The organism is Bacillus massiliigorillae, assembly GCF_000380245.2.
GTDB classification, from domain to species: domain Bacteria; phylum Bacillota; class Bacilli; order Bacillales; family DSM-1321; genus Bacillus_AD; species Bacillus_AD massiliigorillae.
Map to the genome: position 1 here is coordinate 14712 of NZ_HG428749.1, position 26663 is coordinate 41374.

The following is a 26663-nucleotide window of genomic DNA, read 5'->3' on the forward strand; positions in this document are numbered from 1 at the left end:
TTAATTATTTCTTTTTGTTCGCTACTGTACGACGAGGTCCTTTACGTGTACGAGCGTTGTTCTTAGTATTTTGACCACGAACAGGTAAACCACGACGGTGACGAAGACCGCGGTAGCAGCCGATTTCCATTAAACGTTTGATGTTTAATGAGATTTCACGACGAAGGTCACCTTCTACTTTTAATTTATCAATTGCTTCACGGATTTTGTTTAATTCATCTTCCGTTAAATCGCGTGCACGAGTATCTTCAGAGATACCAGTTTCAGCAAGGATTTGTTGAGCAGTTGCTTTACCAATACCATAAATATATGTTAATGAAATGACAATACGTTTGTCACGTGGAATATCAACACCAGCAATACGTGCCATGAGCGTTGCACCTCCTTCTTAATTAGCCTTGTTTTTGTTTGTGTTTAGGGTTTTCACAAATAACCATTACTTTACCTTTTCTACGAATAACTTTACATTTTTCGCAAATAGGTTTAACTGATGGTCTCACTTTCATTGATACCTAACCTCCTTAGATAGATCGGAGTGTAACTTAGATTATTTGAATCTGTAAGTGATTCGTCCGCGAGTTAAGTCATACGGTGAAAGCTCAACAGTTACCTTATCACCAGGCAGAATACGAATAAAGTGCATGCGAATTTTACCTGATACATGAGCTAATATAGTATGACCGTTTTCTAATTCTACCTTGAACATTGCATTCGGTAAAGTCTCAGTGACTGTACCTTCAATTTCAATTACATCATCTTTAGCCATCGATGTGGTCTCCCTTCTTTAAGACAAAACTGTCTTATTGATAATATCCAATCAACACTGATTTCTAAATACACTCCGTCTTAAATCTTTGTTAATATCTCATAACCCGATTCAGTAATCGCAACTGTATGTTCGAAATGAGCGCACATTTTTCCATCTTGAGTAACGACAGTCCAATTATCCTCTAAAGTCTTCACATATCTTGTTCCTGCATTTACCATAGGTTCTACAGCCAACACCATACCAGGCTTTAAACGAGGACCTTTGTTGGGCGGACCAAAATGAGGGATTTGTGGTTCCTCATGTAAGTCTTGACCAACACCGTGACCAACATACTCTCTAACAATGGAGAAGTTGTTCGCCTCAGCATATGTTTGAATAGCATGGGAGATGTTCGAAAGTCGCGCACCTGGCTTAGCTTCTTCCAAACCTCTATATAAGGACTCTTCAGTTACATCCAAGAGTCGTTGTGTTTCTTCACTAATACTACCTACAGCATATGTCCAAGCTGAGTCACCATGATAGCCATTATACTTCGCACCGATATCGATGCTAATTATATCACCATCTTGAAGAATTCGCTTGCCCGGAATACCATGAACAAGTTCATTGTTTACCGAGGCGCATATACTGCCGCGAAACCCGTATAATCCTTTAAAAGAAGGGATCGCATCATGTTTACGAATAAAGCTTTCAGCAATTGTATCCAGCTCTAGCGTCGTCACACCTGGTTTAATATGTTTCTTCAGCTCTTGATGAGTTAAAGCAACAATCTGGCCTGCATGACGCATGACTTCAATTTCGCGAGGGGTTTTGCAAATTATCATCCGTTAAGGCCCCCAAGAAGTTCATTAATGTTTTCAAAGACGATATTTATATCTTGTTGTCCATTAATGTTACGTAGCGTGCCTTTATCTTCATAGAAAGATAAAAGTGGCTGTGTTTGCTTCAGATTAACATCTAAACGATTTTGAACCGTTTCAGCGTTATCATCAGCACGTTGGTACAACTCTCCACCGCAACGATCACATTCACCCTCTTTTGTAGGAGGATTGAACACTAGATGATAAGTAGCGCCACATTCTTTACAAATTCGTCTTCCTGTTAGTCTTTCCATTAAAATGTCCTTATCAACATCTACGTTAATAACGTAATCGATTGGACGATTTAAATCAGAAAGAATGCTTTCTAACGCTTCAGCTTGTTCAACTGTACGTGGGAAACCATCTAACAAGAAACCTAATTTGCAGTCGTCTTTACTAAGTCTTTCACGAACAATGCCAATAGTTACTTCATCAGGAACTAATTCGCCTTTATCCATGAACGATTTAGCAAGTAGACCAAGTTCCGTTCCTTCTTTAATAGCAGCACGGAACATATCTCCAGTAGAGATATGAGGGATGTTATAGTTTTCTACAATTTTTTCAGCTTGAGTGCCTTTGCCTGCACCCGGTAGCCCCATAAGAACGAGATTCATTATTTTTCCCCCTCAAAACTCCATAATTGGTTTGGGGAACTTATAGAATATGTTCCCAAACCGATTATTTTATAAAACCTTTGTAATGTCGTTTTACAAGTTGTGCTTCTAGCCCTTTCATCGTTTCGAGAGCAACACCTACTACGATTAGTAAGCTTGTTCCCCCGATTTGAACAGATTGCGGTAGACCTGCAAACTTAATAAAGAACACCGGTAAAATCGCAATAACTGCAAGGAATAGTGATCCAACTAGTGTAAGACGTGACAATACTCGGCTTAAGTATTCTTGAGTACTTTTACCAGGTCTAATACCTGGCACATAGCCACCTTGCTTCTTTAAGTTCTCTGCAACTTGTTCAGGATTAACCTGTACAAACGCATAGAAGTAAGAGAATGCAATGATTAAGGCAATGTATATAACCATACCAACAGGATGGCTGTAATTAAAGTACTTAATTACGGCTTCTGTAAAGCTGTTAGGCTCAAAGAATCCTGCGATAAGTGGCGGTGTCATAATAAAAGACACTGCGAAGATTACAGGAATTACACCTGCTGCATTAACTTTTAAAGGTAAATGCGTTGATTGCCCTCCAACAGGAGCACGACCGGACGTACGCTTAGCGTACTGAATCGGTATTTTACGTAAAGCTTGTTGGATGAAAATTACACCCACAATAATTGCAATTACAGCAAGAGCAATTAAGACAATAGTTACGATTCGAATGAAAAGTGCATCTCCAGCATCTTGAATTTGTTGAGCGTAGATTTGATTTACCGTATTTGGTAAAGCAGCTACGATACCAGCAAAGATGATGATAGAAATACCATTGCCTACACCTTTCGCTGTGATTTGTTCACCAAGCCACATTAGAAAAGCAGTACCAGCCGTTAATACAACTGCAATTAAAAGATAAGTTGTAATTCCTGGATCTGTAATCAGCTGTCCATTAGCCATGCTATTGAAACCGTATGACATACCAAGAGCTTGAATAAACCCAAGTACGATCGTTCCATAGCGGGTAAACTGAGCTAATTTACGTCTACCTACTTCACCTTGCTTCGACCATTCCGTAAATTTAGGCACTACGTCCATTTGCAATAAAGAAATGATAATAGATGCTGTAATGTACGGCATGATTCCCATAGCCAGAATGGAGAAGTTCTTCAGGGCTCCACCACCAAATGTATTTAGTACTCCAAATACACCTAGTTGGTCTTGCGCCTTCAGAATCTCTGCATTCACATGTGGTACAGGAATGAATGTTCCGATACGGAAAACAATCAACATTAACAAGGTAAAGAAGATTTTATTCCGTATTTCGCCCACGCGCATAAAATTGGAGATTGTGCGGAACATTAAATCACCTCAGTTTGACCGCCAGCAGCTTCAATTGCTTCTTTTGCAGCAGAGGAGAATTTGTTAGCTTTTACTGTAAGCTTTTTCTCAATCTTACCGTTAGCAAGAATTTTGATTCCTGCTTTTTCTTTTTTCACAACACCAGTTTCAATAAGAAGAGCTGGAGTTACTTCAGTTCCGTTTTCGAAAACGTTAAGAGTGTCTAAGTTAACAACAGCGTAATCTTTACGGTTGATGTTAGTGAATCCGCGTTTTGGTAAACGTCTGAATAATGGTGTTTGACCACCTTCAAATCCTAAACGTACTCCGCCGCCTGAACGAGCGTTTTGACCTTTATGACCTTTACCAGCTGTTTTACCGTTACCAGATCCGATACCGCGTCCTTTACGTTTACGATCTTGACGAGAACCTTCTGCAGGTTTTAATTCATGAAGTTTCATTATGGGCACCTCCTTGTTAAGAAAAAATAATATTATTGTTCTTTGACAGTAACAAGATGAGAAACCTTATTAATCATACCGCGAATAGCAGCATTATCATCAAGAACCACTGTTTGATGCATTTTACGTAAACCTAGCGTATTAACAGTCACGCGTTGGTCTTGTGGACGACCAATTAAGCTACGAGTGAGGGTAATTTCTAATTTATTAGCCATTATATTTCCCTCCTTATCCTAACAGTTCTTCTACTGATTTGCCACGTAGTTTCGCAACGTCCTCAGCACGTTTTAATTGCTTTAATCCGTCCATAGTTGCACGAACCATATTAATAGGCGTGTTAGAGCCTAGAGATTTTGAAAGAATATCAGCTACACCAGCTAATTCAAGTACCGCACGTACTGGACCACCAGCGATAACTCCTGTACCTTCTGCAGCAGGTTTTAAAAGAATTTGTCCTGCTCCAAAATGTCCAAGAACTTCGTGAGGGATACTTGTATTTACCATAGGTACTGAGATTAAGTTCTTTTTAGCATCTTCAATTGCTTTACGGATTGCATCTGGCACTTCTTGTGCTTTACCAGTACCGAATCCAACATTACCGTTTTTGTCACCAACAACAACTAGTGCTGTAAAGCGGAAACGACGTCCACCTTTTACAACTTTAGCTACACGGTTAACGGTAACTACGCGTTCTTCAAGTTCTAATTTATTAGGATCAATACGACGCATGTTCATTTGTCCCTCCTTTTTACATTAAAATTGTAAGCCGTTTTCACGAGCAGCATCTGCTAATGCTTTTACACGGCCGTGGAAAAGGTATCCTCCGCGGTCAAATACCACTTCTGAATATCCTTTTTCTACTGCGCTTTTAGCGATGTTTGCGCCAACTGTTTGAGCTGCTTCGATGTTACTTGTGCTAGCAAGTTCAAGGCCTTTGTCTTGAGTTGAAGCACTTGCAAGTGTTACGCCGTTTACATCATCAATTAGTTGAGCGTAAATGTGCTTGTTTGAACGGAACACATTTAAACGAGGACGAGCTTCCGTTCCAGAAAGTTTAGCACGAACACGAGCATGTCTTTTCTGACGAACAGCATTTTTGTCAAGCTTCGAAATCATTTATGACACTCCTTTCATATACTTATGCGATCTTACTTACCAGTTTTACCTTCTTTACGACGTACATATTCGCCTTCGTAACGAATACCTTTACCTTTGTAAGGTTCTGGCGGACGAACGTCACGGATATTTGCTGCTAATGCACCAACACGTTCTTTGTTCGTACCTTTTACGATAACTTTTGTATTTGAAGGAACTTCGATTTCAATTCCTGCTTCTGGTTCAATCTCAACAGGGTGAGAGTATCCAACGTTTAGAACTAGTTTAGTACCTTGCTTTTGTGCACGGTAACCAACACCGATAAGTTCTAAAGACTTTTCAAAGCCTTTTGATACACCTTCAACCATGTTAGCAAGAACAGCACGAGTTGTACCATGAATAGTACGGTGTTCTTTTGAATCAGAAGGACGAGATAATGTAATCACGTTCTCTTCTTGTGTGATAGTGATCTCTGGATTAAAAGAACGAGTTAATTCGCCTTTTGGTCCCTTTACAGTAACTGCGTTTTCTGCTGCAATAGTTACTGTAACTCCAGCTGGAACCTCGATTGGTTTTTTACCTATACGAGACATTTAGTGCACCTCCATTCGTGAAAAAAATATTACCAAACGTATGCTAGTACTTCTCCACCAATTTTCTTAGCGCGTGCTTCTTTATCAGTTACAACGCCTTGAGAAGTAGAAACGATTGCGATACCTAAACCGTTAAGTACACGAGGTACTTCTCCAGCTTTAGCATACACACGTAGACCTGGCTTAGAAATACGTTTAAGACCAGTAATTACACGTTCATTATTTGAACCGTATTTTAAGAAGATACGGATGATTCCTTGTTTGTTGTCTTCAATTAGTTCAACATCGCGGATGAAGCCCTCACGTTTTAAGATTTCTGCAACATCAGCTTTAATCTTAGAAGCAGGAAGCTCAAGTTTTTCGTGACGCACCATATTAGCGTTACGAATACGAGTAAGCATATCTGCGATTGGATCTGTCATGACCATTTATTTTTACCTCCTTCCCAAAATCGGGTTTTACCAGCTAGCTTTTTTCACGCCAGGAATTTGTCCTTTATATGCAAGTTCACGGAAACAAATACGGCAAAGCTTAAATTTACGGTACACAGAGTGTGGACGACCACAGCGCTCACAGCGAGTGTACTCTTGTACTTTAAACTTAGGTGTGCGCTTTTGTTTCACGACCATAGATTTTTTAGCCACGTTTACGCCTCCCTTTATTTTAAATTACTTTTGGAACGGCATTCCTAATGAAGTAAGCAATTCACGAGCTTCTTCGTCAGTATTTGCCGTAGTAACGATTACGATATCCATTCCACGAACTTTGCTTACTTTATCGTAGTCAATTTCAGGGAAGATTAATTGTTCTTTAACACCAAGAGTGTAGTTTCCGCGACCATCGAAAGATTTCTTAGAAACCCCACGGAAGTCACGTACACGTGGTAAAGAAACAGATACTAACTTGTCTAGGAATTCGTACATGCGTTCGCCGCGAAGAGTAACTTTCGCACCGATAGGCATACCTTCACGTAGACGGAAGCCAGCGATAGATTTTTTTGCCTTAGTTACAACAGGTTTTTGACCTGTGATTTGGCTTAATTCTTCCACTGCATTGTCAAGAGCTTTAGCGTTTGCTACAGCATCACCTACACCCATGTTGATAACGATCTTATCAACTTTAGGAGTTTGCATTACAGATTTATAGTTAAACTTGCTCACTAGAGCAGGAACGATTTCATTTGTATACTTTTCCTTTAGGCGGTTCATTAGAGTACCTCCCTTCATTTATTACTTATTTATCTAAGGATTCACCCGATTTTACAGCAACGCGTACTTTGTTTCCATCAACTGTTTTGTAACCAACACGAGTTGGAGCACCAGTTTTAGGATCAAGTGGCATTACGTTTGAAACGTGGATTGCAGCTTCTTGGCTGATGATTCCTCCTTGAGGATTCAGTTGAGATGGTTTAGCGTGTTTCTTCACGATGTTAACACCTTCAACCAATACACGGTTTTTCTTTGGGTATGCTTCAAGGATAACGCCTTGTTTGCCTTTATCCTTACCAGAGATGACTACTACTTTGTCACCTTTTTTTACATGCATAGCTTCGCACCTCCTTGAAAGGCTTTTACGAGAATTTACATTACAGTACTTCTGGAGCTAGTGAAACGATCTTCATGAAGTTATTATCACGAAGTTCACGTGCAACCGGTCCGAAGATACGAGTTCCACGAGGACCTTTATCGTCTTTGATAATTACACAAGCATTTTCGTCAAACTTGATGTAAGAACCATCTTTACGACGCATGCCTGACTTAGTACGAACAACAACTGCTTTAACTACGTCGCCTTTTTTAACAACGCCACCTGGTGTTGCTTGTTTTACTGTACAAACGATAACATCACCAATGTTAGCCGTTTTACGACCAGAACCACCAAGAACTTTAATTGTTAAAACTTCACGTGCGCCAGAGTTGTCAGCGACTTTTAAACGGGATTCTTGTTGAATCATGTTCAAGACCTCCTTCCGGAATTTACTTTATCCGAACAGAATTTAATTAGATAATAACAGCTTTCTCTACTACTTCTACAAGACGGAAGCGTTTTGTAGCAGATAGTGGACGAGTTTCCATGATTTTTACTACGTCACCGATTTTAGCAACGTTTTGCTCATCATGCGCTTTGAATTTTTTAGAGTATTTAACACGCTTTCCGTATAATTTGTGTGTCTTATACGTTTCTACCTGAACAGTAATAGTTTTATCCATTTTGTCAGATACTACACGACCTGTGTAGACTTTGCGTTGGTTACGTTCACTCATGTGTGCAAACCTCCTCTCGATTATTAATTGTTGGCACTGATCTCTCTTTGACGAACAACAGTTTTCATACGAGCGATCGATTTGCGTACTTCACGAATACGTGCAGTATTTTCAAGTTGCCCAGTTGCTAACTGGAAACGAAGATTAAATAATTCTTCTTTAAGCGATTTTACTTTTTGTTCAATTTCAGCAGTGGTTAAGTCTTTGATTTCATTAACTTTCATTTGATTCACCACCATTTTCTTCTCGTTTCACGAACTTACATTTAACTGGAAGTTTGTGCATAGCAAGACGTAAAGCTTCACGTGCGATTTCTTCAGATACACCTGAGATTTCGAACATTACTTTACCAGGTTTAACAACAGCAACCCAACCTTCTGGAGCACCTTTACCAGAACCCATTCGGACTTCTAGAGGTTTTGCAGTGTAAGGCTTGCTTGGGAAAATTTTAATCCAAACTTTACCGCCACGTTTCATGTAACGTGTCATGGCAATACGAGCAGATTCGATTTGGCGGTTAGTAATCCAAGATGCTTCAAGAGCTTGAAGACCGAATTCACCGAAATGAACTTCAGTACCACCTTTTGCACGACCTCTCATCTTTCCGCGGTGTTCGCGACGATATTTAACGCGTTTAGGCATTAACATGATTAATTTCCTCCTTCCTCGGATTTCTTCTTAGTAGGAAGGACTTCTCCGCGATAGATCCATACTTTAACACCAAGCTTACCATAAGTAGTATCAGCTTCAGCGTGAGCATAATCTATATCAGCGCGAAGTGTATGAAGTGGAACAGTTCCTTCGCTGTATTGTTCTGAACGAGCGATATCAGCGCCACCAAGACGACCAGATACCATTGTTTTAATACCTTTAGCTCCTGAACGCATTGAGCGTTGGATAGCTTGTTTTTGTGCACGACGGAAAGATACACGGTTTTCTAATTGACGAGCAATGTTCTCAGCAACTAGTTTAGCGTCTAAATCCGCACGCTTGATTTCGATAATGTTGATGTGTACGCGTTTGCCAGTAAGTTGGTTTAACGCTTTACGAAGTGCTTCAACTTCAGTACCACCTTTACCGATAACCATTCCTGGTTTTGCAGTGTGAACTGAGATGTTGATGCGATTAGCAGCACGTTCAATTTCAACCTTTGATACAGAAGCGTCATTTAAACGTTTCGCGATGTATTCACGAACTTTAAGATCTTCATGTAAAAGATTTGCATAGTCTTTGTCTGCGTACCATTTTGATTCCCAATCACGGATAACACCGATACGCAAACCTATTGGATTGACCTTTTGACCCACGGATTAACCCTCCTTCTTTTCTGATAACACGATAGTAATGTGTGAAGTACGTTTGTTAATAGCACTAGCACGGCCCATTGCACGAGGACGGAAACGTTTTAAAGTTGGTCCTTCGTTTACAAAAGCTTCATTTACTACTAAATTGTTAACATCCATTTCGTAGTTATGCTCAGCATTTGCCATAGCAGATTTTAATAACTTTTCTACTACTGGTGATGCAGATTTTGGAGTATGACGAAGAATTGCGATTGCTTCGCCTACTTGCTTTCCTCGAATAAGATCGATTACTAGACGAACTTTACGAGGAGCGATACGAACTGTATTAGCAACAGCTTTAGCTTGCATGAGATGCCCTCCTCTCGTTAACGTCTTGTTTTCTTATCGTCACTTGCGTGACCTTTGTAAGCGCGCGTTGGTGCGAACTCACCTAATTTATGACCTACCATATCTTCTGTAACATATACTGGAACGTGTTTACGTCCATCATATACAGCGATAGTGTGACCGATGAATTGTGGGAAGATTGTAGAACGACGAGACCAAGTTTTGATAACTTGTTTCTTCTCAGTTTCGTTTAACTTCTCAACTTTAACCATTAAATGATCATCAACAAAAGGTCCTTTTTTAAGGCTGCGACCCATGAGTGTACCTCCTCTCGTGATTGTCCTACGGTCCGTTTTGTGAACCGTAGCTCAACCCCGTTATTTTTTGCGACGACGTACGATAAACTTGTCGGATTTATTTTTCTTCTTACGTGTTTTAGCACCAAGAGTTGGTTTACCCCATGGAGACATTGGTGATTTACGTCCGATTGGTGAACGTCCTTCACCACCACCGTGTGGGTGATCAACTGGGTTCATTACAGATCCACGTACAGTTGGGCGTTTACCTAACCAACGGTTACGGCCTGCTTTACCGATATTAATAAGTTCATGTTGTTCGTTACCAACTTGACCGATTGTAGCGCGACAAGTAGCAAGAATCATACGAACTTCACCAGAGTTAAGACGTACTAATACGTAGCGTCCTTCTTTACCAAGTAATTGTGCAGATGTACCAGCAGAGCGAACTAACTGACCACCTTTACCAGGTTTTAATTCGATGTTGTGGATAACTGTACCCACTGGAATGTTTTGTAGTGGTAATGCGTTACCTACTTTGATGTCAGCATCAACGCCAGACATAATCTCCATACCAACTTCTAAGTTTTTTGGAGCTAAGATGTAACGTTTTTCACCGTCTACGTAATTAATTAATGCGATATTAGCCGAACGGTTCGGATCATATTCGATAGTAGCAACGCGTCCTGGTATACCATCTTTATTGCGTTTGAAATCAATAATACGGTATTGACGCTTATGGCCGCCACCTTGATGACGAACAGTTAACTTACCTTGGTTATTACGGCCGCCTTTTTTGTGTAAAGGAGCAAGCAATGATTTTTCTGGAGTGCTTGTTGTGATTTCAGCAAAATCAGAAGCAGTCATATTGCGTCGACCATTAGAGGTAGGTTTATACTTTTTAATTGCCATCTGTAGTTCCCTCCTTCTCTAAAAAATTAAGCTTCAAAGATTTCGATATCTTTGCTATCTTGAGTTAAAGTAACAATCGCTTTACGGCGCTTGTTTGTATAGCCTGCATGTTTACCCATGCGTTTGAATTTACCTTTGTAGTTCATGATATTAACTTTCTCAACTTTAACACTGAAAATTTCTTGAACAGCGTCTTTAACTTGAGTTTTGTTAGCTTTCACGTCAACTTCAAAAGTGTATTTTTTGTCAGCCATGATTTCAGAAGAACGTTCAGTAATCACGGGGCGCTTAATAATATCGCGTGCGTCCATTATGCAAGCACCTCCTCTACTTTTTCAACAGCTGCTTTAGTAATGATCAGCTTGTTGTGTCCTACTAAGTCAAGAACATTAATGCCAGCTGCTTCGACTACAGTAACACCAGGGATGTTACGAGCTGCTAAAGCAACAGTCTCATCAACATTAGCTGTAACGATAAGTGCTTTAGTATCTACTGATAAGTTGTTTAAGAATGCTACGAATTCTTTTGTTTTTGGAGCTTCGAAAGATAAGCTTTCAAGAACTAGGATGTTAGCTTCTTGTACTTTAGTAGCTAAAGCAGATTTAAGAGCTAAACGACGTACCTTCTTAGGAAGTTTGTAAGCGTAAGATCTTGGTGTTGGACCGAATACAGTACCACCGCCACGCCATTGTGGTGAACGGATAGATCCTTGACGTGCACGACCAGTACCTTTTTGGCGCCATGGTTTGCGTCCGCCGCCTGCTACTTCAGAACGATTTTTTACTTTGTGTGTACCTTGGCGTAAAGAAGCTCTTTGCATAACAATTGCATCGAATAATACGCTTTGGTTTGGTTCGATACCAAAAATTGATTCGTTAAGTTCGATTTCTCCAACGTTTGAACCTTTTTGGTCAAATAATGTAACTTTAGGCATTTTCTAATGCTCCTCCTTTCTTATTGTGATTATTTTGCTTTAACAGCACTCTTAACTTTGATTAAAGATTTTTTCGCACCAGGTACGTTACCTTTAACTAAAAGTAAGTTGCGCTCAGCATCAACTTTAACAATTGTTAAGTTTTGAACAGTAATTTGTTCTCCACCCATACGTCCAGGTAATAATTTACCTTTAAATACGCGGTTAGGAGCAACTGGACCCATTGAACCAGGGCGACGGTGATAACGAGAACCGTGAGACATTGGTCCGCGAGATTGTCCGTGGCGCTTGATAGAACCTTGGAATCCTTTACCTTTTGATACTCCTGTCACATCTACTACATCGCCTTCAGCGAAAATAGTTGCTTTGACTTCTTGACCAACCTCGAACTCATCAAGATTTAACCCGCGGAATTCACGGATGAAGCGCTTAGGAGCTGTGTTTGCTTTGCTAACGTGACCTTGTTCAGGTTTGTTAGAAAGTTTTTCACGTTTATCAGAGAAACCGATTTGTACAGCTTCGTATCCATCGTTTTCAATCGTTTTCTTTTGAAGAACAACGTTTGAAGCAGTTTCAATAACTGTTACTGGGATAAGTTCGCCGTTTTCAGCAAATACTTGCGTCATACCGATTTTCTTACCTAAGATTCCTTTAGTCATAAGTCAACACCTCCAAATTTTATTTTAATTTATAAATTACAGTTTAATTTCAATATCAACACCAGATGGTAAATCTAAACGCATTAATGAATCAACAGTTTGTGGAGTTGGGTTCACGATGTCGATTAAACGTTTATGTGTACGCATCTCGAATTGTTCACGAGAATCTTTGTATTTATGAACCGCACGAAGGATTGTGTATACAGATCTTTCAGTTGGTAATGGAATCGGACCAGATACAGCCGCACCAGAACGTTTTGCAGTTTCTACAATTTTCTCAGCAGATTGATCAAGAATTCTGTGATCATATGCTTTTAAACGAATACGAATTTTTTGTTTTGCCATTACTTTCCCTCCTTTTCGCCTATTTTAGAAAATAGACATTACTCCGTGAAAATTTCCCACACACTTGCCATGGCAAAGCGGCCGGGTGTGTCAGCAACCTCTCACATCATCGCAGTCAAAGACCAACATTGTCTATTATACAGAAGCCCAAAGAAAAAAGCAAGACTTTATTTCTTCGTTATTTCCGTTTCACACTTTTTCTATTATACATAGGTCTGAACCATTTTTCAAGTTTAAGTTTCAAACCTTTATTTCTTTGCCTTGCAACATTTATTACTATAGAAGAAACTCGGCAAAAAGTATAGTAGAAACCTTTAACAATTCATTAGAATTTTAGTTACCTTGCCACTAGATTACTAATGATTTTAATTTCTACATATGATAACGAAATAAAAAAGCAGATGGATAATCCATCTGCTTTTTCTTAAAAGCTTTCGCTTATTATTACTCAGAGATTGAAGCTACTACTCCAGCACCTACAGTACGTCCACCCTCACGGATAGAGAACTTAGTACCTTCTTCAATAGCTACAGGAGCGATAAGTTCAACAGTCATTTCGATGTTATCGCCAGGCATTACCATTTCAACGCCTTCTGGTAATTGGATGATTCCAGTTACGTCAGTAGTACGGAAATAGAATTGTGGACGGTAGTTAGAGAAGAATGGAGTGTGACGTCCACCTTCTTCTTTTGATAAAACATAAACTTCAGCTTTGAACTTTTGGTGTGGGTTGATTGTACCTGGTTTAGCAAGTACTTGTCCACGTTGGATATCTTCACGAGCAACCCCACGAAGTAGAGCACCGATGTTGTCACCAGCTTCAGCATAATCAAGAAGCTTACGGAACATTTCAACACCTGTTACAGTAGTTGATTTTGGCTCTTCAGTTAAACCTACGATTTCAACAACATCGCCGACTTTAACTTCACCACGCTCAACACGTCCTGTAGCAACTGTTCCACGACCAGTGATTGAGAATACGTCCTCAACTGGCATCATGAATGGTTTTTCTTTGTCACGCTCTGGAGTTGGGATGTACTCATCAACAGCAGCCATTAACTCGTTGATTTTTTCTTCCCACTCAGCTTCTCCTTCAAGAGCTTTAAGAGCAGAACCTTTGATTACTGGGATATCATCGCCAGGGAATTCATATTCAGATAGTAGGTCACGGATTTCCATTTCTACTAACTCAAGTAATTCTTCATCGTCTACCATGTCACATTTGTTCATGAATACTACTAAGTAAGGTACACCTACTTGACGAGAAAGAAGGATGTGCTCACGAGTTTGTGGCATTGGGCCATCAGCAGCAGATACTACTAAGATACCGCCGTCCATTTGTGCAGCACCAGTGATCATGTTTTTAACATAGTCAGCGTGACCTGGGCAGTCAACGTGTGCGTAGTGACGAGTAGCAGTTTCATACTCAACGTGTGCAGTTGAGATTGTGATACCACGTTCTCTTTCTTCTGGTGCACCGTCGATTTGATCGTATGCACGAGCTTCTGCTCCACCAGTTTTAGCAAGTACAGTTGTAATTGCAGCTGTTAATGTAGTTTTACCATGGTCAACGTGACCGATTGTTCCAATGTTAACATGGGGCTTAGAGCGATCGAATTTTTCTTTTGCCATTTGAAAATTCCTCCTTAATATTAGAAAAAAGTTAAATTTAAGTATTATATGTTGCAATGAAAGGAATACTCCTTTCATTGCTTACATTAGTAGTTATACTTTAATGAAAGGTGAAAATCAATTATTCACCTTTATTTTTTTTGATGATCTCTTCAGAGATTGATTTAGGTACTTCTTCATAGTGGTCGAAGTGCATTGAGAATGTTCCACGACCTTGTGTAGAAGAACGTAGAGATGTTGCATACCCGAACATTTCAGATAGTGGAACGAACGCTTTAACAACTTGTGCGTTACCGCGAGCTTCCATACCTTCTACGCGTCCACGACGTGAAGTAATGTTACCCATAATATCTCCAAGATACTCTTCAGGCATTACAACTTCAACTTTCATAACTGGCTCAAGGATAACTGGTTGACATTTCTTAGCTGCATTTTTAAGAGCTAAAGAAGCGGCAACTTTAAACGCCATCTCAGATGAGTCAACATCATGGTAAGATCCGTCGAATAATTTAGCTTTAACGTCTACCATAGGGAAACCAGCTAATACACCTCGCTCAAGAGCGTCTTCTAGACCAGCTTGTACTGCTGGGATGTATTCACGTGGTACAACCCCACCGACGATAGCATTTTCAAATTCAAATCCTTTTCCTTCTTCGTTTGGAGCGAATTCGATCCAAACGTGTCCGAATTGACCACGTCCACCAGATTGGCGAGCGAATTTACCTTCAACCTGAGCAGATTGACGGAAAGTTTCACGGTATGCTACTTGAGGAGCACCAACGTTAGCTTCTACTTTAAATTCACGACGCATACGGTCTACAAGGATATCAAGGTGAAGTTCACCCATACCTGCAATGATAACTTCTCCAGTTTCCTGGTCAGTATGTGCACGGAATGTAGGATCTTCTTCTTGTAATTTTTGAAGTGCTGTACTCATTTTATCTAAGTCAGCCTTTGTTTTAGGCTCGATAGATAATGAGATAACTGGCTCTGGGAATTCCATAGACTCAAGAATAACAAGATTCTTTTCGTCACATAGAGTATCACCAGTAGTAGTGTCTTTAAGACCCACAGCAGCAGCGATATCTCCAGCGTGTACTTCTGAAATCTCTTCACGAGAGTTAGCATGCATTTGTAGGATACGACCTACACGCTCACGCTTACCTTTAGTAGAGTTTTGTACGTATGAACCAGAGCTCAATGTACCAGAATACACACGGAAGAATGTTAATTTACCAACATAAGGGTCAGTCATAACTTTAAACGCTAGAGCAGCGAATGGCTCATCGTCGCTTGAAGGACGAGTAACTTCTTCATCTGATTGTGGAATTGTACCTTTGATAGCTGGTACATCCAGTGGAGATGGAAGGTAGTCAATTACAGCGTCAAGCATAGGTTGAACACCTTTGTTTTTGAATGCAGAACCACAGATTACTGGGAAGAATTCAACGTTTACAGTACCTTTACGGATAGCAGCTTTAAGCTCATCAACAGTGATTTCTTCTCCGCCTAGGTATTTCTCCATTAATTCTTCATCAAGTTCAGCTACCGCTTCAAGTAATTTTTCACGGTATTCTTCAGCTTGATCTTTGTACTCTGCAGGGATTTCTACTTCAGTAGTATCCGTTCCTAAATCATTACCATACATGATAGCTTTCATTTCAACTAGGTCAATGATTCCAGTGAATTGATCTTCAGCACCAATTGGTAATTGGATTGCGTGTGCATTAGCTTGAAGACGATCGTGGATAGTTCCTACTGAATATAAGAAATCTGCACCGATTTTGTCCATTTTGTTTACGAATACAACACGTGGTACGCCGTAAGTTGTAGCTTGACGCCAAACTGTTTCAGTTTGAGGCTCAACACCAGATTGAGCATCAAGTACTGCTACAGCACCATCAAGTACACGAAGTGAACGTTCAACTTCAACAGTGAAGTCTACGTGTCCTGGTGTATCAATGATGTTTACGCGGTGTTCTTTCCACTGTGCTGTTGTAGCAGCAGAAGTGATTGTGATACCACGCTCTTGTTCTTGTTCCATCCAGTCCATTTGTGAAGCACCTTCGTGCGTTTCACCAATTTTGTGGATACGACCTGTATAGTAAAGAACACGTTCAGTAGTGGTAGTTTTACCAGCATCGATATGTGCCATGATACCAATATTACGAGTCTTTGCTAAGGAGAACTCTCTTGCCATCTTGGTATTTCTCCTTCCATATTGAAGAATAATTTTAGAAATAAACTGCGAATCTTACCAACGATAATGAGCGAATGCTTTGTTAGCTTCAGCCATTTTGTGAGTATCTTCACGTTTCTTAACTGATGCACCAGTGTTGTTAGCAGCATCTAGGATTTCGTTAGCTAAACGCTCTTCCATCGTTTTTTCACCACGAAGACGAGTGTAGTTAACTAACCAACGAAGACCTAAAGTAGTACGACGGTCTGGACGCACCTCAACTGGTACTTGGTAGTTTGCACCACCTACACGACGTGCTCTAACTTCTAATACAGGCATAATGTTCTTAAGCGCTGCATCGAATACTTCCATTGGTTCTTTACCAGAACGTTCTTGAATAAGTTCAAAAGAATTGTACAGAATTTGTTGTGCTGTACCTCTTTTGCCGTCGATCATCAATTTATTGATTAGACGAGTAACTAATTTTGAGTTGTATAACGGATCAGGTAATACATCTCTTTTTGCAACAGGACCTTTACGAGGCATGTTATGTCCTCCTTTCAAAGAAGAATTATTTTAAGTTTATTGTTATTATTTCTTAGCAGCTTTTGGACGCTTAGTACCGTATTTAGAACGACTTTGCATACGGTTGTTAACACCAGCAGTATCAAGCGCACCACGTACGATATGATAACGTACCCCTGGTAAATCCTTTACTCTTCCGCCACGGATAAGAACAACACTGTGTTCTTGTAAGTTATGGCCAATACCTGGGATATAAGCTGTAACCTCGATTCCGTTAGTTAAACGTACACGAGCATATTTACGTAACGCTGAGTTTGGTTTCTTCGGCGTCATTGTACCAACACGAGTACATACACCACGTTTTTGTGGAGATGAAACGTTTGTTTGAGCTTTCTTGAAGCTGTTATAGCCTTTGTTAAGAGCTGGAGACTTAGATTTAGTTTCTTTAGACTCACGGCCTTTACGTACTAATTGGTTAATAGTAGGCATTATTTTTCCTCCTTTCACATTTTGGTTCTAGTACCACACATCCAGGTGGTTCATAATTGAGCAAAAACAAAGTTTTTGCAGAAATCTACAAAAACAGTTTTACTTTTGAAAATAACATAGCAACTACAAGTACGATTGTACGTACTCTTCATTAGTAGTTTCTATTGAAATAGCACAACGTTACTATTATAACGCGGTCACTACTAAAAACACAAGAAACTTACTTCTCTTCATATATTGATTTGCAAATCTCAATGAAGCACATTTGTTATAATATCACCTATGCATATAGGATGTCAACTTCCGTTTTAAAAAATCTAATATTATTTTTTCAAAATTTGCTACAAATTTATTACGTAACTCTGTATTTATTTGATTTAATTGGCTTTTAAACCATAATAGTTTTTTATTATAAGCAAAGCGGTCAGTAAATATACTGACCGCTTTATCGTATTTATTCTACAGGTTGTGTTTCTTTTTCTTGATCTTCAACGAATACTGGAACTGCTTTTCTGTATCGTGGCATACCTGTACCAGCTGGTACTAGCTTACCAATGATAACATTTTCTTTAAGTCCAAGTAATTCATCACGTTTACCTTTAATTGCAGCATCTGTAAGAACACGAGTTGTTTCTTGGAATGATGCAGCAGATAAGAATGAATCAGTTTCAAGCGATGCTTTTGTAATACCAAGCAATACTGGACGTCCAGTTGCTGGTGCTTTACCAGTTAACAACGCTGAAGTATTCGCTTCAGTAAATTGGTGAATATCAAGCAATGTACCTGGTAATACATCTGTTTCACCCGCATCGATTACGCGGATTTTGCGAAGCATTTGTCTTACCATTACCTCGATATGTTTGTCACCAATTTCTACACCTTGCATACGATATACTTTTTGAACTTCTTTTAGTAAGTATTCTTGTACTGCAAGAGTATCTTTTACTTTAAGAAGTTCTTTCGGATCAATAGATCCTTCTGTTAGTTCTTGACCACGTTTTATTTCAGAGTTAACGCCTACTTTCAGACGTGCTGTATAAGGAACTGTGTACGAACGTGTTTCTACCACGCCTTGTACAGCGATTTCCTGCTGTTTATCTTTACCTTCTGTAATAGAAACAACAATACCATCGATTTCTGAAATATGCGCCAAACCTTTCGGATTACGCGCTTCGAAAATTTCTTGGATACGAGGTAAACCTTGAGTGATATCGTCTCCGGCAACCCCACCTGTATGGAATGTACGCATCGTTAATTGTGTACCAGGCTCACCGATTGATTGAGCAGCGATAATACCAACCGCTTCACCCACTTCAACCTCTTGACCTGTTGCAAGGTTACGACCATAACATTTCTTACATACACCATGACGTGTATTACATGTGAATGCAGAGCGAATCCAAACTTGCTCGATTCCAACTTTTTCAATATATATTGCAAGATCTTCAGTAATAAGTCCATTTTCAGGTACGATTACTTCGCCTGTTTCTGGATGCTTAATTGTTTTTCTTGCATATCGTCCAATTAGACGTTCTTCTAGAGCTTCAATTGTCTCCGTACCGTCTTTAAGAGCAGATACAAGAAGACCACGGTCTGTTCCACAATCATCATCGCGAACGATAACATCTTGTGCAACGTCTACAAGACGACGAGTCAGGTAACCTGAATCGGCTGTCTTAAGGGCTGTATCGGCAAGACCTTTACGAGCACCGTGTGTAGAGATGAAGTATTCAAGTACTGTTAAACCTTCACGGAAACTTGATTTAATCGGTAACTCGATGATACGACCAGCCGGGTTGGCCATCAGACCACGCATACCAGCTAACTGCGTAAAGTTAGATGCGTTACCACGGGCACCAGAGTCACTCATGATAAAGATTGGATTCGAACGATTTAACGATTTCATCAGTTTTCCTTGAATTACGTCTTTTGCAGCACTCCAGATAGAGATTACACGATCATAACGTTCCTCTTCTGTAATTAAACCACGTCTGAATTGCTTCAACACGTTGTCTACTTTTACTTGAGCATCGTGAATGATTTGTGTTTTCTCTTCTAATACTACGATATCCGCAACACCTACAGTAATACCTGCTTTTGTTGAGTATTTAAATCCAAGATCCTTCATCTTATCAAGCATCTTAGATGTTTCAGTAATTTTGAAACGTTTAAATACTTCAGCAATGATATTACCAAGAATACCTTTCTTGAATGGTTCATTAAGTGGTTGTGCTTTAATAGCTTCCACTACATTTTCACCTTTTTCAATGAAGAAGCGTTCAGGTGTTTTGACTTCTAAGTTTTCTTTAGTAGGTTCGTTGATATACGGGAAAGTCTTAGGAAGAATTTCGTTGAATACCAATTTACCAACTGTTGTCATTAGAAGCTGGTTGTTTTGCTCTTCAGTAAATGTTTGGTTTTGTAATGATGATGCACGTACTGCTACACGCGTATGAAGATGTACATAGCCATTTTGATAAGCTAGTAATGCTTCATTTGTATCATTGAAGACCATACCTTCACCAACAGCATTTTCTCTTTCTAGTGTTAAGTAGTAGTTACCTAATACCATATCCTGAGAAGGAGTAACAACCGGTTTACCATCTTTAGGGTTCAAGATATTTTGAGCCGCAAGCATTAATAGACGTGCTTCAGCTTGTGCTTCAGATGATAACGGTACGTGAACAGCCATTTGGTCACCGTCAAAGTCAGCGTTATAAGCTGTACATACTAACGGGTGAAGACGAATTGCACGACCTTCTACTAATGTTGGTTCGAATGCTTGAATACCTAGTCTGTGTAGCGTAGGGGCACGGTTTAATAGAACTGGGTGTTCTTTAATAACCGATTCTAAAACATCCCACACTTCAGGTTGTAATCTTTCGATTTTACGTTTAGCTGATTTAATGTTATGAGCTAAACCTTTACCAACTAGTTCTTTCATTACGAATGGTTTGAATAATTCAATCGCCATTTCTTTAGGAAGACCACATTGGTACATTTTTAAGTTTGGACCTACTACGATAACCGAACGACCTGAATAGTCAACACGTTTACCTAGTAAGTTTTGACGGAAGCGTCCTTGCTTACCTTTAAGCATGTGCGATAAAGATTTTAATGGACGGTTACCTGGTCCAGTAACCGGTCTTCCGCGACGACCGTTATCGATTAATGCATCAACAGCTTCTTGAAGCATACGCTTCTCGTTTTGAACGATAATGCTTGGTGCACCCAAGTCTAATAAACGTTTTAAACGGTTGTTACGGTTGATTACACGACGATATAAGTCATTTAAATCTGAAGTTGCGAAACGTCCACCATCAAGTTGTACCATTGGACGAAGTTCTGGCGGAATTACCGGAAGAACGTCTAAGATCATCCATGATGGCTCATTGCCTGAGTTACGGAATGCTTCTAATACTTCAAGACGTTTAATTGCTCTTGTACGACGTTGTCCTTGAGCAGTTTTTAATTCTTCTTTTAATTGTTCCACTTCTTTTTCTGTATCAATATCAGATAGAAGTTTGCGAATAGCTTCTGCACCCATCGCAGCTTGGAACTTGTTACCGTATTTCTCGCGATACGCGCGGTACTCTTTCTCAGAAAGAAGTTGCTTCTTCTCTAAAGAAGTTGCTCCTGATTCAGTTACCACATAAGAAGCAAAATAGATTACTTCTTCAAGCGCACGAGGGGACATGTCTAAGACAAGTCCCATACGGCTTGGGATTCCTTTGAAATACCATATATGTGATACTGGTGCTGCTAGTTCGATATGTCCCATACGTTCACGACGAACTTTTGCTCTCGTTACTTCAACTCCACAACGATCACAAACTACGCCTTTATAGCGAACTCTTTTATATTTTCCACAGTGACATTCCCAGTCCTTAGTTGGACCGAAGATTCTTTCACAGAACAGACCATCTTTTTCTGGTTTTAAAGTACGATAGTTAATAGTTTCTGGCTTCTTCACTTCACCAAATGACCAAGAACGAATCTTGTCAGGTGATGCAAGACCTATTTTCATATACTCAAAATTATTTACATCCAGCAAGGGGCCGACCTCCCTTTTAGATTCCAGGTTTTACCCTTTTTGCGTAAGGCTCGTGCAATTGTGCTTACTTTGTTGTATTAACTTCTGTTTCAACAACTGGCGCTTTCGATTCCGACTCTAATGACAATGCATCTGATTGGTTAACATCATCTTCATCTTCTAAATCACGCATTTCTATTTCTTTATCATCGCTAGAAAGGATCTTAACATCCAATCCTAAGCTTTGAAGTTCTTTCATTAATACTTTAAATGATTCTGGAACGCCTGGTTCCGGAACATTTTCACCTTTAACAATCGCTTCATAAGTCTTAACACGTCCAACAACGTCATCCGACTTAACTGTAAGAATTTCTTGAAGTGTGTATGCCGCACCGTATGCTTCAAGTGCCCATACCTCCATCTCACCGAAACGTTGTCCACCGAACTGAGCTTTACCACCAAGTGGTTGCTGAGTTACAAGTGAGTATGGTCCTGTTGAACGAGCGTGAAGCTTATCATCAACCATGTGCGCTAGTTTGATCATGTACATGATACCAACAGATACACGGTTATCGAATGGCTCACCTGTTCTTCCGTCATAAAGAATTGTTTTAGCATCGCGTGCCATTCCAGCTTCTTCAATTGTTGACCATACGTCTTCCTCTGTTGCTCCATCAAATACTGGTGATGCAACATGAATACCTAAGTAGCGTGCAGCCATACCTAAGTGTAGCTCAAGCACCTGACCGATATTCATACGAGAAGGTACACCCTGCGGGTTAAGCATGATATCAATTGGCGTTCCATCTGGTAAATAAGGCATATCTTCTTCTGGAAGAATACGTGAGATAACACCCTTGTTACCATGTCGTCCGGCCATTTTATCACCAGCAGAGATTTTACGTTTTTGTACGATATATGCGCGAACAAGTTGATTTACTCCCGGAGGAAGCTCGTCTCCATCTTCGCGGTTAAATACTTTAACATCAAGGACAATACCGCCACCGCCGTGTGGTACGCGTAATGATGTATCACGTACTTCACGTGCTTTCTCACCAAAGATTGCATGAAGTAGACGTTCTTCAGCAGTAAGTTCTGTTACACCTTTAGGTGTTACTTTACCTACTAGTAAGTCTCCATCTTTTACTTCAGCACCGATACGAATGATTCCTCTTTCATCAAGGTTTCTAAGCGCATCTTCTCCGACGTTCGGAATGTCACGAGTAATTTCTTCAGGTCCTAGCTTCGTATCACGAGACTCTGATTCGTATTCTTCAATATGAATTGAAGTATATACGTCATCTTTAACAAGACGCTCACTCATAATGATGGCATCCTCATAGTTATATCCGTCCCATGTCATGAAACCAATTAACACGTTACGGCCAAGAGCTAATTCACCCTTCTCCATAGATGGACCATCTGCTAGAATTTCACCTTTTACTACACGATCCCCAACACTTACAATTGGGCGTTGGTTGTAACAAGTACCTTGGTTCGAACGAATGTACTTCAACATACGATACTTATCAAGGTTACCTTTTGTTTCAACACCGTCAACTTCTGTTACACGACGAACCCAAACTTCACGAGATTCAACATGTTCTACAATACCAGGATGCTTACAGATTACTGCAGCTCCAGAGTCTTTTGCAGATACATATTCCATCCCTGTACCTACGATAGGTGCTTCAGGTTGCATTAATGGAACAGCTTGACGTTGCATGTTCGCTCCCATTAGGGCACGGTTAGAGTCATCATTCTCTAAGAAAGGAATACAAGCTGTTGCTGCTGATACTACCTGTTTAGGTGATACGTCCATGTAGTCAACACGATCATTTGGAACAACCGTATTTTCACCACGGAAACGAGCAACTACTTCATCATCTAGGAATGTGCCGTCATCTGATAGACGAACGTTCGCTTGTGCTACTACATAATTGTCTTCCTCATCAGCAGTTAAGTAGTCGATACGATCCGTTACTTTTCCTGTTTCAGGGTCAACTTTTCTATATGGCGTTTCGATAAAACCAAAACGATTTACTTTTGCATAACTAGACAATGAGTTGATCAAACCAATGTTTGGTCCCTCTGGAGTCTCGATAGGACACATACGACCGTAGTGAGAATAATGAACGTCACGCACTTCCATACCAGCGCGTTCACGCGTTAAACCACCAGGTCCTAATGCAGATAGACGACGTTTATGCGTTAACTCTGCAAGTGGATTCGTTTGATCCATGAATTGCGATAATTGAGAGCTTCCGAAGAATTCTTTAATAGACGCAATAACAGGACGAATATTAATTAATTGCTGTGGTGTAATTGTGTTCGTATCTTGAATTGACATTCTTTCACGAACAACACGCTCCATACGAGATAAACCAATACGGAATTGATTTTGAAGCAATTCACCAACAGAACGTAAACGACGGTTACCAAGATGATCGATATCATCTGTATCGCCTACTGAATGTAATAGATTAAAGAAGTAACTAATAGATGCAATGATATCTGCAGGAGTGATATTTTTAATCTCTTCTGTGATATTAGCATTACCAATAATATTAATTACCTTTTCTCCATCATCCGTAGATGAGTAGATTTTAATAGATTGCAGTAATACATCATCTTCAACTACTCCACCAAAAGGTTTGAATGTCTTAAATCCAATACCTTCTTCTAAGAATGGAAGAATGCGATCAAGATTACGACGATCTAAAACCGTATCTTTTTCTACAATGATTTCACCAGTCTCAGGATCAACCAATGTTTCAGCAATACGCTGACCGAATAAACGGTTTTTAATATGAAGCTTTTTATTTATTTTATAGCGGCCAACATTCGCTAAATCATAACGTTTAGGATCAAAGAAGCGAGATACTAATAGACTTTTCGCATTCTCTACTGTTGGTGGTTCGCCTGGTCGTAAGCGCTCGTAAATCTCGATAAGCGCTTTTTCAGTGCTTTCCGTGTTGTCTTTTTCAAGAGTATTACGTAAGTATTCGTTCTCACCGATAAGATCGATAATTTCTTGATCAGAACCAAAGCCTAGTGAACGTAACAATACAGTTACAGGCAGCTTTCTAGTACGATCAATACGAACATAAACAACATCTTTCGCATCTGTTTCATACTCTAACCATGCACCACGGTTAGGAATAACAGTTGCTGTAAAGCCTTGCTTACCATTTTTGTCTACTTTTTTACTAAAGTATACACTTGGTGAACGCACTAACTGTGATACAATTACACGTTCTGCACCATTTACAATAAATGTACCTGTTTCCGTCATTAGAGGGAAATCGCCCATGAATACATCTTGGTCTTTTACTTCCCCTGTCTCTTTATTAACAAGACGGACTTTCACACGTAGAGGCGCTGAATAAGTTACATCGCGCTCTTTAGATTCTTCTACTGAATACTTAGGATCACCTAAGCTGTAATCGATGAATTCCAGCGATAGGTTTCCTGTGAAATCCTCAATTGGAGAAATATCTTTAAACATTTCTCTTAAGCCTTCATCCAAGAAATTTTGGTAAGAAGCTGTTTGGATTTCGATAAGATTTGGTAATTCTAGCACCTCGCTAATGCGTGCATAACTTCTGCGTTGGCGGTGTCGTCCATACTGAACAAGTTGACCTGTCAACAGATTCACCCCTCAAATCAAGCGTTATTAAGGATCTATTATCTTAAGGAATATCGAAATATTCTCCTAAGACAAAAAGAAAATGGTTTTATTTCAAAACCACAATTCACATAAAACGAACTATTATTTTATATATATTTCCCACTTATTCATGTTTTATACGATTAAATTTAGAGAATTTGAGTAGAAACTATATATATGCATTTTATAATATTAACATAGCCCTAAATTAGAGTCAATTTTTTTTAGAAACAAGTATATAATAACCCTTCTTCTTCACTGCTACTTCAACGTTACCGAATAACGATTCCATCTTTTCCATGGCAGAAGGCGCACCTTGTTTCTTTTGGATAACTACCCAAAGTTCGCCGCCTGAACATAAGTGATCATAACTCTTTGTAAAGATTTCATGAACAACACTTTTCCCTGCTCGAATAGGAGGATTCGTTAAAATAGCTGCAAAGGATGTATTCGTTACTCCTTCTAAAACATTACTCTCGTATATTTTTACATTAGATATTCCATTAGAAGCTGCATTGTCTTTCGCAAGCTCAATCGCTCTCGCATTTACATCAACCATTTCAACTACTAAATCTTGATAAGCGTTTGCTAAGCTAAGTCCAATTGGACCATAACCACACCCCACATCTAGTAGTCCGCCTTCTACATCATCTGGATAAGTAAAAGTTTCTATTAACAAGCGCGAACCAAAGTCCACTTCTTTCTTCGAGAAAACCCCGTTATCAGTTTTAAAACGGAAGTTCTTCCCTCTGAGAGTAAATTCCCAGTATTTCGGATTACTTTCCGTGCTGGGATTTTTGGAATAATAATGATTTGTCAAAGGACACTCCTCCTTTAGAAAGGATTAATGGAAGTTTAGATAATTAGTGGTGAAGCAACGGAGAACATCTTTATCTTAGCAGTTCGCAAGACTTAAGGCAAAAAAAGCTCGCTGAATCCAGCGAGCTTTTTTTAAGCAATATTACTTAACTTCAACGTTTGCTCCAACTTCTTCAAGTTTAGCTTTAAGTTCTTCAGCTTCTTCTTTAGAAACGCCTTCTTTAAGTGCTTTTGGAGCGTTATCAACGATTTCTTTTGCTTCTTTAAGTCCAAGACCTGTAACTTCACGTACAACCTTGATAACTTTGATTTTTTGGTCGCCAGCAGATGCTAGAACAACGTCAAATTCAGTTTTTTCAGCAGCAGCGTCTCCGCCTGCAGCTCCGCCCATCATTGCTACTGGTGCAGCAGCTGTTACGCCAAACTCTTCTTCGATCGCTTTTACAAGGTCATTTAGTTCTAAAACAGTCATATTTTTAACTGCTTCGATGATTTGTTCTTTAGTCATTATATTGTTCCTCCTAATAGTAATTTTCATGGTCAAACA

35 protein-coding genes are annotated in these 26663 nt (G+C 39.6%); all 35 read right to left on the reverse strand.

Annotated features, from left to right (window positions below; translation table 11 throughout):
* Positions 1-4: 4 nt before the first annotated feature.
* Positions 5-370: a 30S ribosomal protein S13 gene (gene rpsM, locus TX86_RS24935; RefSeq protein WP_042353149.1), complete on the reverse strand. Its 366-nt coding sequence runs from the start codon at positions 368-370 to the stop codon at positions 5-7.
* Between the two features lie 22 nt (positions 371-392).
* A complete protein-coding gene (rpmJ, locus tag TX86_RS24940) occupies positions 393-506 on the reverse strand; it encodes a 50S ribosomal protein L36 (protein ID WP_003156543.1) in 114 nt (37 codons plus the stop codon).
* Between the two features lie 41 nt (positions 507-547).
* Positions 548-766, reverse strand: a complete 219-nt coding sequence (gene infA / locus TX86_RS24945; protein ID WP_019244399.1) for a translation initiation factor IF-1 — start codon at positions 764-766, stop codon at positions 548-550.
* 80 nt (positions 767-846) lie between these two features.
* Positions 847-1593 (reverse strand): type I methionyl aminopeptidase, encoded by a 747-nt coding sequence (gene map / locus TX86_RS24950; protein ID WP_042353151.1) that lies wholly within the window; start codon positions 1591-1593, stop codon positions 847-849.
* Positions 1590-2243 carry an adenylate kinase gene (locus TX86_RS24955; protein ID WP_042353154.1) on the reverse strand — a complete coding sequence of 218 codons (654 nt, stop codon included), beginning with the start codon at positions 2241-2243 and terminating at the stop codon, positions 1590-1592. The genes map and TX86_RS24955 overlap by 4 nt, the downstream gene beginning before the upstream one ends.
* A 64-nt stretch (positions 2244-2307) precedes the next feature.
* On the reverse strand, positions 2308-3600 hold the full coding sequence (gene secY, locus TX86_RS24960) for a preprotein translocase subunit SecY (RefSeq protein ID WP_042353155.1): 1293 nt from the start codon (positions 3598-3600) through the stop codon (positions 2308-2310).
* Positions 3600-4040, reverse strand: coding sequence for a 50S ribosomal protein L15 (rplO, locus tag TX86_RS24965; protein ID WP_042353157.1), 441 nt, complete (start codon positions 4038-4040; stop codon positions 3600-3602). The genes secY and rplO overlap by 1 nt, the downstream gene beginning before the upstream one ends.
* Positions 4041-4072: 32 nt before the next feature.
* Positions 4073-4255, reverse strand: a complete 183-nt coding sequence (rpmD, locus tag TX86_RS24970) for a 50S ribosomal protein L30 (protein ID WP_042353158.1) — start codon at positions 4253-4255, stop codon at positions 4073-4075.
* Between the two features lie 13 nt (positions 4256-4268).
* A complete protein-coding gene (gene rpsE / locus TX86_RS24975) occupies positions 4269-4769 on the reverse strand; it encodes a 30S ribosomal protein S5 (RefSeq protein ID WP_042353230.1) in 501 nt (166 codons plus the stop codon).
* A gap of 24 nt (positions 4770-4793) precedes the next feature.
* A complete protein-coding gene (gene rplR, locus TX86_RS24980; protein ID WP_042353160.1) occupies positions 4794-5156 on the reverse strand; it encodes a 50S ribosomal protein L18 in 363 nt (120 codons plus the stop codon).
* A 32-nt stretch (positions 5157-5188) separates the two neighbouring features.
* Complete coding sequence (rplF, locus tag TX86_RS24985; RefSeq protein WP_042353161.1) at positions 5189-5728, reverse strand: 50S ribosomal protein L6; 540 nt, start codon at positions 5726-5728, stop codon at positions 5189-5191.
* A gap of 29 nt (positions 5729-5757) precedes the next feature.
* A complete protein-coding gene (gene rpsH, locus TX86_RS24990) occupies positions 5758-6156 on the reverse strand; it encodes a 30S ribosomal protein S8 (protein WP_042353163.1) in 399 nt (132 codons plus the stop codon).
* Positions 6157-6186: 30 nt separating this feature from the next.
* Entirely contained in the window at positions 6187-6372 is a 186-nt protein-coding gene (locus TX86_RS24995) for a type Z 30S ribosomal protein S14 (protein ID WP_042353164.1), read from the reverse strand.
* 24 nt (positions 6373-6396) lie between these two features.
* Positions 6397-6936 carry a 50S ribosomal protein L5 gene (gene rplE, locus TX86_RS25000; RefSeq protein WP_042353166.1) on the reverse strand — a complete coding sequence of 180 codons (540 nt, stop codon included), beginning with the start codon at positions 6934-6936 and terminating at the stop codon, positions 6397-6399.
* Between the two features lie 25 nt (positions 6937-6961).
* Positions 6962-7273 (reverse strand): 50S ribosomal protein L24, encoded by a 312-nt coding sequence (gene rplX, locus TX86_RS25005; protein WP_042353168.1) that lies wholly within the window; start codon positions 7271-7273, stop codon positions 6962-6964.
* A gap of 40 nt (positions 7274-7313) precedes the next feature.
* Complete coding sequence (gene rplN, locus TX86_RS25010) at positions 7314-7682, reverse strand: 50S ribosomal protein L14 (RefSeq protein WP_042353169.1); 369 nt, start codon at positions 7680-7682, stop codon at positions 7314-7316.
* Between the two features lie 46 nt (positions 7683-7728).
* Positions 7729-7992, reverse strand: a complete 264-nt coding sequence (gene rpsQ / locus TX86_RS25015; RefSeq protein WP_042353170.1) for a 30S ribosomal protein S17 — start codon at positions 7990-7992, stop codon at positions 7729-7731.
* A 23-nt stretch (positions 7993-8015) separates the two neighbouring features.
* Positions 8016-8216, reverse strand: a complete 201-nt coding sequence (gene rpmC / locus TX86_RS25020) for a 50S ribosomal protein L29 (protein ID WP_042353171.1) — start codon at positions 8214-8216, stop codon at positions 8016-8018.
* Complete coding sequence (gene rplP / locus TX86_RS25025; protein ID WP_042353172.1) at positions 8206-8640, reverse strand: 50S ribosomal protein L16; 435 nt, start codon at positions 8638-8640, stop codon at positions 8206-8208. The genes rpmC and rplP overlap by 11 nt, the downstream gene beginning before the upstream one ends.
* Positions 8641-8642: 2 nt before the next feature.
* Entirely contained in the window at positions 8643-9299 is a 657-nt protein-coding gene (gene rpsC / locus TX86_RS25030) for a 30S ribosomal protein S3 (RefSeq protein WP_042353174.1), read from the reverse strand.
* Between the two features lie 3 nt (positions 9300-9302).
* Positions 9303-9644 carry a 50S ribosomal protein L22 gene (rplV, locus tag TX86_RS25035; protein WP_042353175.1) on the reverse strand — a complete coding sequence of 114 codons (342 nt, stop codon included), beginning with the start codon at positions 9642-9644 and terminating at the stop codon, positions 9303-9305.
* A gap of 17 nt (positions 9645-9661) precedes the next feature.
* Positions 9662-9940, reverse strand: a complete 279-nt coding sequence (gene rpsS / locus TX86_RS25040) for a 30S ribosomal protein S19 (RefSeq protein ID WP_042353176.1) — start codon at positions 9938-9940, stop codon at positions 9662-9664.
* A 60-nt stretch (positions 9941-10000) separates the two neighbouring features.
* Positions 10001-10831 (reverse strand): 50S ribosomal protein L2, encoded by an 831-nt coding sequence (rplB, locus tag TX86_RS25045; RefSeq protein ID WP_042353178.1) that lies wholly within the window; start codon positions 10829-10831, stop codon positions 10001-10003.
* Between the two features lie 26 nt (positions 10832-10857).
* Complete coding sequence (gene rplW, locus TX86_RS25050; protein ID WP_042353179.1) at positions 10858-11142, reverse strand: 50S ribosomal protein L23; 285 nt, start codon at positions 11140-11142, stop codon at positions 10858-10860.
* A complete protein-coding gene (rplD, locus tag TX86_RS25055) occupies positions 11142-11765 on the reverse strand; it encodes a 50S ribosomal protein L4 (protein ID WP_042353181.1) in 624 nt (207 codons plus the stop codon). The genes rplW and rplD overlap by 1 nt, the downstream gene beginning before the upstream one ends.
* A gap of 29 nt (positions 11766-11794) precedes the next feature.
* Positions 11795-12424, reverse strand: coding sequence for a 50S ribosomal protein L3 (gene rplC / locus TX86_RS25060; RefSeq protein ID WP_042353183.1), 630 nt, complete (start codon positions 12422-12424; stop codon positions 11795-11797).
* Between the two features lie 36 nt (positions 12425-12460).
* A complete protein-coding gene (rpsJ, locus tag TX86_RS25065; protein WP_019244375.1) occupies positions 12461-12769 on the reverse strand; it encodes a 30S ribosomal protein S10 in 309 nt (102 codons plus the stop codon).
* A gap of 444 nt (positions 12770-13213) precedes the next feature.
* Positions 13214-14401 (reverse strand): elongation factor Tu, encoded by a 1188-nt coding sequence (gene tuf / locus TX86_RS25070; protein WP_042353185.1) that lies wholly within the window; start codon positions 14399-14401, stop codon positions 13214-13216.
* Between the two features lie 121 nt (positions 14402-14522).
* On the reverse strand, positions 14523-16601 hold the full coding sequence (gene fusA / locus TX86_RS25075) for an elongation factor G (protein ID WP_042353186.1): 2079 nt from the start codon (positions 16599-16601) through the stop codon (positions 14523-14525).
* A gap of 54 nt (positions 16602-16655) precedes the next feature.
* Positions 16656-17126, reverse strand: coding sequence for a 30S ribosomal protein S7 (gene rpsG / locus TX86_RS25080; RefSeq protein WP_042353187.1), 471 nt, complete (start codon positions 17124-17126; stop codon positions 16656-16658).
* A gap of 45 nt (positions 17127-17171) precedes the next feature.
* Positions 17172-17594 carry a 30S ribosomal protein S12 gene (rpsL, locus tag TX86_RS25085; RefSeq protein ID WP_042353189.1) on the reverse strand — a complete coding sequence of 141 codons (423 nt, stop codon included), beginning with the start codon at positions 17592-17594 and terminating at the stop codon, positions 17172-17174.
* Positions 17595-18048: 454 nt separating this feature from the next.
* Complete coding sequence (gene rpoC / locus TX86_RS25090; RefSeq protein ID WP_042353190.1) at positions 18049-21648, reverse strand: DNA-directed RNA polymerase subunit beta'; 3600 nt, start codon at positions 21646-21648, stop codon at positions 18049-18051.
* A 64-nt stretch (positions 21649-21712) separates the two neighbouring features.
* Positions 21713-25276, reverse strand: coding sequence for a DNA-directed RNA polymerase subunit beta (gene rpoB / locus TX86_RS25095; RefSeq protein WP_042353192.1), 3564 nt, complete (start codon positions 25274-25276; stop codon positions 21713-21715).
* Between the two features lie 235 nt (positions 25277-25511).
* Positions 25512-26117, reverse strand: a complete 606-nt coding sequence (locus tag TX86_RS25100; RefSeq protein ID WP_042353193.1) for a class I SAM-dependent methyltransferase — start codon at positions 26115-26117, stop codon at positions 25512-25514.
* 141 nt (positions 26118-26258) lie between these two features.
* Positions 26259-26624: a 50S ribosomal protein L7/L12 gene (gene rplL, locus TX86_RS25105; protein WP_042353195.1), complete on the reverse strand. Its 366-nt coding sequence runs from the start codon at positions 26622-26624 to the stop codon at positions 26259-26261.
* Positions 26625-26663 lie beyond the last annotated feature (39 nt).

Bases quoted from the DNA above. Each gene is read 5' to 3' on its own strand.
- rplD (WP_042353181.1), bottom strand. From the start codon at position 11,765: ATGCCTAAAGTTACATTATTTGACCAAAAAGGTTCAAACGTTGGAGAA.
- tuf (WP_042353185.1), bottom strand. From the start codon at position 14,401: ATGGCAAAAGAAAAATTCGATCGCTCTAAGCCCCATGTTAACATTGGA.
- rplW (WP_042353179.1), bottom strand. From the start codon at position 11,142: ATGGACGCACGCGATATTATTAAGCGCCCCGTGATTACTGAACGTTCT.
- rpmC (WP_042353171.1), bottom strand. From the start codon at position 8,216: ATGAAAGTTAATGAAATCAAAGACTTAACCACTGCTGAAATTGAACAA.
- map (WP_042353151.1), bottom strand. From the start codon at position 1,593: ATGATAATTTGCAAAACCCCTCGCGAAATTGAAGTCATGCGTCATGCA.
- rpsH (WP_042353163.1), bottom strand. From the start codon at position 6,156: ATGGTCATGACAGATCCAATCGCAGATATGCTTACTCGTATTCGTAAC.
- rpsG (WP_042353187.1), bottom strand. From the start codon at position 17,126: ATGCCTCGTAAAGGTCCTGTTGCAAAAAGAGATGTATTACCTGATCCG.
- TX86_RS24955 (WP_042353154.1), bottom strand. From the start codon at position 2,243: ATGAATCTCGTTCTTATGGGGCTACCGGGTGCAGGCAAAGGCACTCAA.
- rpsM (WP_042353149.1), bottom strand. From the start codon at position 370: ATGGCACGTATTGCTGGTGTTGATATTCCACGTGACAAACGTATTGTC.
- rpsJ (WP_019244375.1), bottom strand. From the start codon at position 12,769: ATGGCAAAACAAAAAATTCGTATTCGTTTAAAAGCATATGATCACAGA.
- fusA (WP_042353186.1), bottom strand. From the start codon at position 16,601: ATGGCAAGAGAGTTCTCCTTAGCAAAGACTCGTAATATTGGTATCATG.
- rplF (WP_042353161.1), bottom strand. From the start codon at position 5,728: ATGTCTCGTATAGGTAAAAAACCAATCGAGGTTCCAGCTGGAGTTACA.
- rpsE (WP_042353230.1), bottom strand. From the start codon at position 4,769: ATGCGTCGTATTGATCCTAATAAATTAGAACTTGAAGAACGCGTAGTT.
- rpmJ (WP_003156543.1), bottom strand. From the start codon at position 506: ATGAAAGTGAGACCATCAGTTAAACCTATTTGCGAAAAATGTAAAGTT.
- rpmD (WP_042353158.1), bottom strand. From the start codon at position 4,255: ATGGCTAATAAATTAGAAATTACCCTCACTCGTAGCTTAATTGGTCGT.
- rplX (WP_042353168.1), bottom strand. From the start codon at position 7,273: ATGCATGTAAAAAAAGGTGACAAAGTAGTAGTCATCTCTGGTAAGGAT.
- infA (WP_019244399.1), bottom strand. From the start codon at position 766: ATGGCTAAAGATGATGTAATTGAAATTGAAGGTACAGTCACTGAGACT.
- rplO (WP_042353157.1), bottom strand. From the start codon at position 4,040: ATGAAACTTCATGAATTAAAACCTGCAGAAGGTTCTCGTCAAGATCGT.
- rplV (WP_042353175.1), bottom strand. From the start codon at position 9,644: ATGCAAGCTAAAGCTGTTGCTAATACAGTTCGTATCGCTCCTCGTAAA.
- rplL (WP_042353195.1), bottom strand. From the start codon at position 26,624: ATGACTAAAGAACAAATCATCGAAGCAGTTAAAAATATGACTGTTTTA.
- rplC (WP_042353183.1), bottom strand. From the start codon at position 12,424: ATGACTAAAGGAATCTTAGGTAAGAAAATCGGTATGACGCAAGTATTT.
- rplB (WP_042353178.1), bottom strand. From the start codon at position 10,831: ATGGCAATTAAAAAGTATAAACCTACCTCTAATGGTCGACGCAATATG.
- rplP (WP_042353172.1), bottom strand. From the start codon at position 8,640: ATGTTAATGCCTAAACGCGTTAAATATCGTCGCGAACACCGCGGAAAG.
- secY (WP_042353155.1), bottom strand. From the start codon at position 3,600: ATGTTCCGCACAATCTCCAATTTTATGCGCGTGGGCGAAATACGGAAT.
- rpsQ (WP_042353170.1), bottom strand. From the start codon at position 7,992: ATGAGTGAACGTAACCAACGCAAAGTCTACACAGGTCGTGTAGTATCT.
- rplE (WP_042353166.1), bottom strand. From the start codon at position 6,936: ATGAACCGCCTAAAGGAAAAGTATACAAATGAAATCGTTCCTGCTCTA.
- rpsS (WP_042353176.1), bottom strand. From the start codon at position 9,940: ATGGGTCGCAGCCTTAAAAAAGGACCTTTTGTTGATGATCATTTAATG.
- rpsL (WP_042353189.1), bottom strand. From the start codon at position 17,594: ATGCCTACTATTAACCAATTAGTACGTAAAGGCCGTGAGTCTAAAGAA.
- rplR (WP_042353160.1), bottom strand. From the start codon at position 5,156: ATGATTTCGAAGCTTGACAAAAATGCTGTTCGTCAGAAAAGACATGCT.
- rplN (WP_042353169.1), bottom strand. From the start codon at position 7,682: ATGATTCAACAAGAATCCCGTTTAAAAGTCGCTGACAACTCTGGCGCA.